The sequence below is a fragment of the Nostoc cf. edaphicum LEGE 07299 genome (assembly GCF_015207245.1).
GTDB lineage: Bacteria > Cyanobacteriota > Cyanobacteriia > Cyanobacteriales > Nostocaceae > Nostoc > Nostoc edaphicum_B.
On sequence record NZ_JADEXF010000388.1, the window covers coordinates 1 to 4841 of the forward strand.

Sequence of the window (4841 nt, forward strand, 5' to 3'; positions counted from 1 at the left end):
GGTTTAACTAGCTCTATCAAGATTTATCTAAATTTTCTATTCATTCGAGCTTCTGAACTCGAAACTTCCACCTTTTTGCTCGAACGTTGAGCTTCTGAACTCGGAACTTCCACCTTTTTGCTTGAACGTTGAGCTTCTGAACTCGGAACTTCCACCTTTTTGCTTGAACGTTGAGCTTCTGAACTTGGAACTTCCACTTTTTTGCTTGAACGTTGAGCTTCTGAACTCGAAACTTCCACCTTTTTGCTCGAATGTTGAGCTTCTGAACTCGAAACTTCCACCTTTTTGCTCGAACGTTGAGCTTCTGAACTCGGAACTTTGACCTTTTTGCTTGAACGTTTTACTGATTCTATTTTGACGTGCGGATAAATTGTATAACATGGCAAACACAACATTAACTAACATCGCTGCTGAACTGACAGAGGTAGCTGCTAAATTACGCGATCGCACTGTCAAAGTAAAAAGCGGCTCTCTAGGAGTCGGTTCTGGTGTAATTTGGCAACCTGACGGACTAATTATCACTAATGCCCATGTGGCAACCAGCAACCGTGCAACTGTGGAATTGGCAGACGGAAGGGTATTTGATGCGGTGCGCACACAATTCGATCCACAGCAGGATTTAGCAGCTCTGAAAATTGTTGCCACTGATTTAACTGCTGCAACTATCGGCAATTCTGAAGCGCTACGAGTAGGTGAATTAGTTTTAGCGGTGGGTAATCCCTTTGCTGACAGTGGCGCTGTGACAACTGGAATTATCCATGCAAATAATCCACGAGCAGTTATGGCTGATTTGCAGTTATATCCTGGAAACTCTGGGGGGCCACTTGCCGATTGTCAAGGCCTTGTCGTGGGAATTAATACGATGATTGTTAATGGTTTGGCTGTGGCAGTTCCCAGCAACACCGTTGAGCGTTTTTTACAGGGAAATAGTCGTCCGCAGTTGGGAGTTACACTGCAACCTGTGCTTTTAAGTAGGCGTAACTTGGGTTTATTGGTGCTGTCAATTTTACCTAACAGTGCGGCAGAAAATGCTGGTATACAAATCGGCGATGTTTTAATTGGAGTTTCGGGGCGATTATTCACTAGCATGAATGACTTAACCAAATATCTCCATGAAAATAAAGGATCTGTGCCGCTACAACTCCTACGCGGTAGGCAGCAATTCGTGATTTATGTTGCCGTGCAGTCCGATAAAACTGCTGTGGAGGCGACATGATCCGAGTGATGGTAGTTGCTACTTCCCCTGTGGTGCGAGCAGGGTTATCAACTGTGGTAACTACCAATCCTCGGTTGACAGTTGTGGGGAGTGCATCCGATTTGGATGTCTTGGCGATTGAAGTTGGCCAATTACAGGCGGATGTGGTGCTGGTAGATTTGAGCGGGAATTTTCAACAAGCGGTATGGGAAAAATTGCTGGTTATTCAAGAACAGCAATATCCATTAGCAACAATCGTCATTGTTGAAGAACTCGACAGCATCGACTTAGAGACAGCCTTACGTTCTGGTATCCGGGGAATATTGCCCAGTACTAGTACAGAGTCAGAAATTGTTGCGGCTGTGGAAGCGATCGCTTTTGGTTTGCTAGTGCTGCACCCGGATGCTGTAGAATTACTGTCAATCCGCGAAAAAGTGGTAACGAATCCCGTACAAAGCTTGACACCACGGGAGATAGAGGTTTTAGGAATGCTTGGATCGGGGTTGGGAAATAAAGCGATCGCAAAACGTTTACATATTTCTGAGCATACCGTCAAATTTCATCTCTCATCCATTTTTCAAAAGCTCACTGTCTCTAGCCGCACTGAGGCTGTTGCTGTGGGTGTGCGACTGGGTTTGATTATGCTTTAATCTTTAGACTTCTTGTATGAATCAAAAACCCTCACCCTAAATCCCTCTCCCAAGCTTGGGAGAGGGACTTTGAAATTGGCTCCCCTTCTCCCAATTTTGGGAGAAGGGGTTGGGGGATGTAGCAAGATCCCGCAGGGTGGGCGAATTTTGCATTTGTGCAAGAGGTCTAATACAGAATTCAGAAGTCAGAATTCAGTTGGGTATTCTGACCGAAAAGCAGATAGTGCAGCGTCTATACAGTTCAGAATGAGCAACAAAACCCAGATGTAGAGACGCGATTTATCGCGTCTTGAAAGACCAATAACCTTTAACCCAAGCTTACATTTCCAAATGTTGAGCTTTATTTAGCCTTAGAGAAATTTTGGGCTGGCTGGGAATGCTAAAGAAAGCACCTGATTGTCCTTTTATTTGACAGTTGTGGATAACGTTCATTAGCATCATGCCCAGTTCATCGTACTACTTAGGCTTAGAAAAATGATACCTGTCCTTCCCGGTTACAACTTTATTGAAGCTCTGCATGAAGGTGTGAATACCGTTATTTATCGAGCTTCCAAGCAGTCAGATCGAAGCCTTGCGATCGTTAAGCTCTAACCAACTAGGAATTCAACTCGTTAAAGAGTATGGCCACCTACCCCTTGTGGAGTGTTATGCAGGACAACTCAATCAAGTGTTTATGAATCTATTGGCGAATGCAATTGATGCTTTGGAGGAGTATGATAAAGAGCGATCGCCCCAAGAAATTTACTTTTGCCGCAGCACGATTCGGATTCGCACCGAAGTCACTGACAATGAGTTTGTGACTATTAGGATTGGCGATACTGGCCCCGGTATGACAGAGGAAGTACGCGATCGCCTATTCGACCCCTTCTTTACGACAAAACCCGTAGGTAGAGGCACGGGTTTAGGCTTGTCGATTAGCCAGGAAATTATTGTCTCTAAGCATGGTGGTCAGATAACGTGTATTTCAGCACCCGGTCAGGGAACAGAGTTTATGATTAAAATTCCGATGCGATCACACCCTTTAGAATTGACTTTGGCTGTACCTTCCTGTTTTGGCTAAACCAAAAACTTTTGAAAACGAACGTAAAAATACTTTAGTTGCAAAGCGATCGCTCGTATGAACATTTTAATGCTATCTTCCACCTTTCCCTACCCACCAACGCGCGGAGGAACCCAAGTTAGGACATTTAATTTACTCAAGTACTTGAGTCAAGGTCATACTGTCACCCTCGTGACTCAACGTGAGGGTGATGTTACAGACGCAGAAGTAGCAGGATTACGTGATTGTGTGGATCATTTAGCTATTTTTGAACGCCCGCCAGATTCTCGAAATACCGGAATATTGAAGAAAATAGAGCGATTTGGTAGATTTTTGCAGCAGGGAACACCGCCAAGTGTACTTAACCGCTACTCAGTTGAAATGCAAACATGGGTTGATAACTGGGTGGAAGCAGGAAAATGTGATGTAATTACTTGCGAACATAGCGTCAATGAAATTTATGTGCGATCGCATTTTCAGAAACAGCTAAAAACCATCGTTAATGTTCATAGTTCTGTTTATGCTAGCTGTCATAACCAATTAGCAACAGGCATTTCAGAAAATTCACTCAGAGACAAAATTAATCTGCCTCTTTTGTGGCGTTATGAACAAAACTACTGCGCTAAATTTTCGGCAATTGTGGCGACAACAGCAGAAGATAAAATTCAACTACAAGAATTTAATCCCAATAGCGAAATTACAGTTATTCCCAATGGCGTAGATTTAGTTTCTTTCCCCAAGCGTACCACCGATCCTGGAGGACATCGCCTGATTTTTATTGGTGCAATGGATAATTTAGCAAATATTGATGCTGTCTGTTTTTTCAGCAACGAAGTCTTGCCAGAAATCCAAAAATTCTATCCCAATACAACTTTTGATATTGTCGGTTCTCACCCAGTGGCAGAAGTTTTAGCACTTGATAAAAAACCAGGAATTAATGTGCTGGGGCGTGTACCTTCGATGGCAGAATATTTACATCAAGCCACCATCTGCGTTGTACCGATGCGGACTGGGTTTGGTATTAAAAATAAAACTTTAGAAGCAATGGCAGCTGGTATACCTGTAGTAGCCAGCGATCGCGGCTTAGAGGGGTTAGCTGTAGATGGTGCTAGTCATCCATTACGGGCATTACGAGCCAATAAACCAGCAGAGTACGTCACCGCTATTAGTCAACTATTCGATCGTCCACATCTGCGTTCAGAATTGTCTTACAATGGCAGACAACTGGTAGAAACAGAATTCACTTGGGATATTGCTGGTAAAAGCTATGAACAAGTTTGTCTTGCGAGAAATAATACTAATCCGTAATTTGTAATGACCGAACAATTTTAGATTTTGGATTAAAATGAAAAGCCGCCACTTGGGTTAATAACTAGCTACCCTCGACTAAGACTTTCGTCATAACCCTATATCAGCTATCGCACCACAGTAACTGGTGTTCCCATATTAACCTGATAAAATAATTCTCTAACATCGTTGTTGTACATCCGAATACAACCGTGTGAGGCAGCCTTACCTACTGAATCAGGATTAGGGGTACCGTGAAAGCCAACCCAATTTTTACCGTTTGTCCAAAATCCAATCCAGTATTTGCCAAGTGGGTTTTCAGGGTCTCCTCCTGGGATAGCTTTACCTGTAAAAGGGTTTATCCAAGTAGGGTTTTCTAACATTGTACGCACTCGGAAATTACCAATTGGGGTTTCCCAGTTTTGGCGGCCTACTGCTATGGGATAACTTTTAATTCGGTTTTTGCCTCGATATAGGGTTACTCGACGGTTGCGAAGGCTAATCTCTAGGTGAAGAGGTTGAATAATTAAATTATTATTAATATTAGCCGCTTGAGAGGCTAATATTTTGGTTGAAGTATGAGAAGGAACTTTTAGTTCAGAAGCTAAGGACATAGCCGGATTAAAATTTAATCCAGATGCACAAATAAAAACAACTAACTTATCTAATT

Annotated in this window: 4 protein-coding genes and 1 pseudogene; 4 read left to right on the top strand and 1 reads right to left on the bottom strand. The window is 42.9% G+C overall.

Annotation, left to right across the window (positions count from 1 at the left end; translation table 11 throughout):
- Positions 1-379: 379 nt before the first annotated feature.
- The 4 genes and pseudogenes from IQ229_RS13180 (at position 380) to IQ229_RS13195 (ending at position 4192) form a co-directional block, all read left to right on the top strand.
- Positions 380-1216, top strand: a complete 837-nt coding sequence (locus IQ229_RS13180; protein WP_194044341.1) for a S1C family serine protease — start codon at positions 380-382, stop codon at positions 1214-1216.
- Positions 1213-1845, top strand: a complete 633-nt coding sequence (locus IQ229_RS13185; RefSeq protein ID WP_194044342.1) for a response regulator transcription factor — start codon at positions 1213-1215, stop codon at positions 1843-1845. Before IQ229_RS13180 ends, IQ229_RS13185 begins: the two co-directional genes overlap by 4 nt.
- A gap of 589 nt (positions 1846-2434) precedes the next feature.
- Positions 2435-2905, top strand: a pseudogene (locus IQ229_RS13190) (sensor histidine kinase); the annotation flags it as partial.
- Between the two features lie 57 nt (positions 2906-2962).
- Positions 2963-4192, top strand: coding sequence for a glycosyltransferase family 4 protein (locus tag IQ229_RS13195; protein WP_194044344.1), 1230 nt, complete (start codon positions 2963-2965; stop codon positions 4190-4192).
- A 107-nt stretch (positions 4193-4299) separates the two neighbouring features.
- Here the strand turns inward: IQ229_RS13195 and IQ229_RS13200 are convergent, their stop codons facing one another.
- Positions 4300-4785 carry a L,D-transpeptidase gene (locus IQ229_RS13200; RefSeq protein ID WP_194044346.1) on the bottom strand — a complete coding sequence of 162 codons (486 nt, stop codon included), beginning with the start codon at positions 4783-4785 and terminating at the stop codon, positions 4300-4302.
- Between the last annotated feature and the right edge of the window lie 56 nt (positions 4786-4841).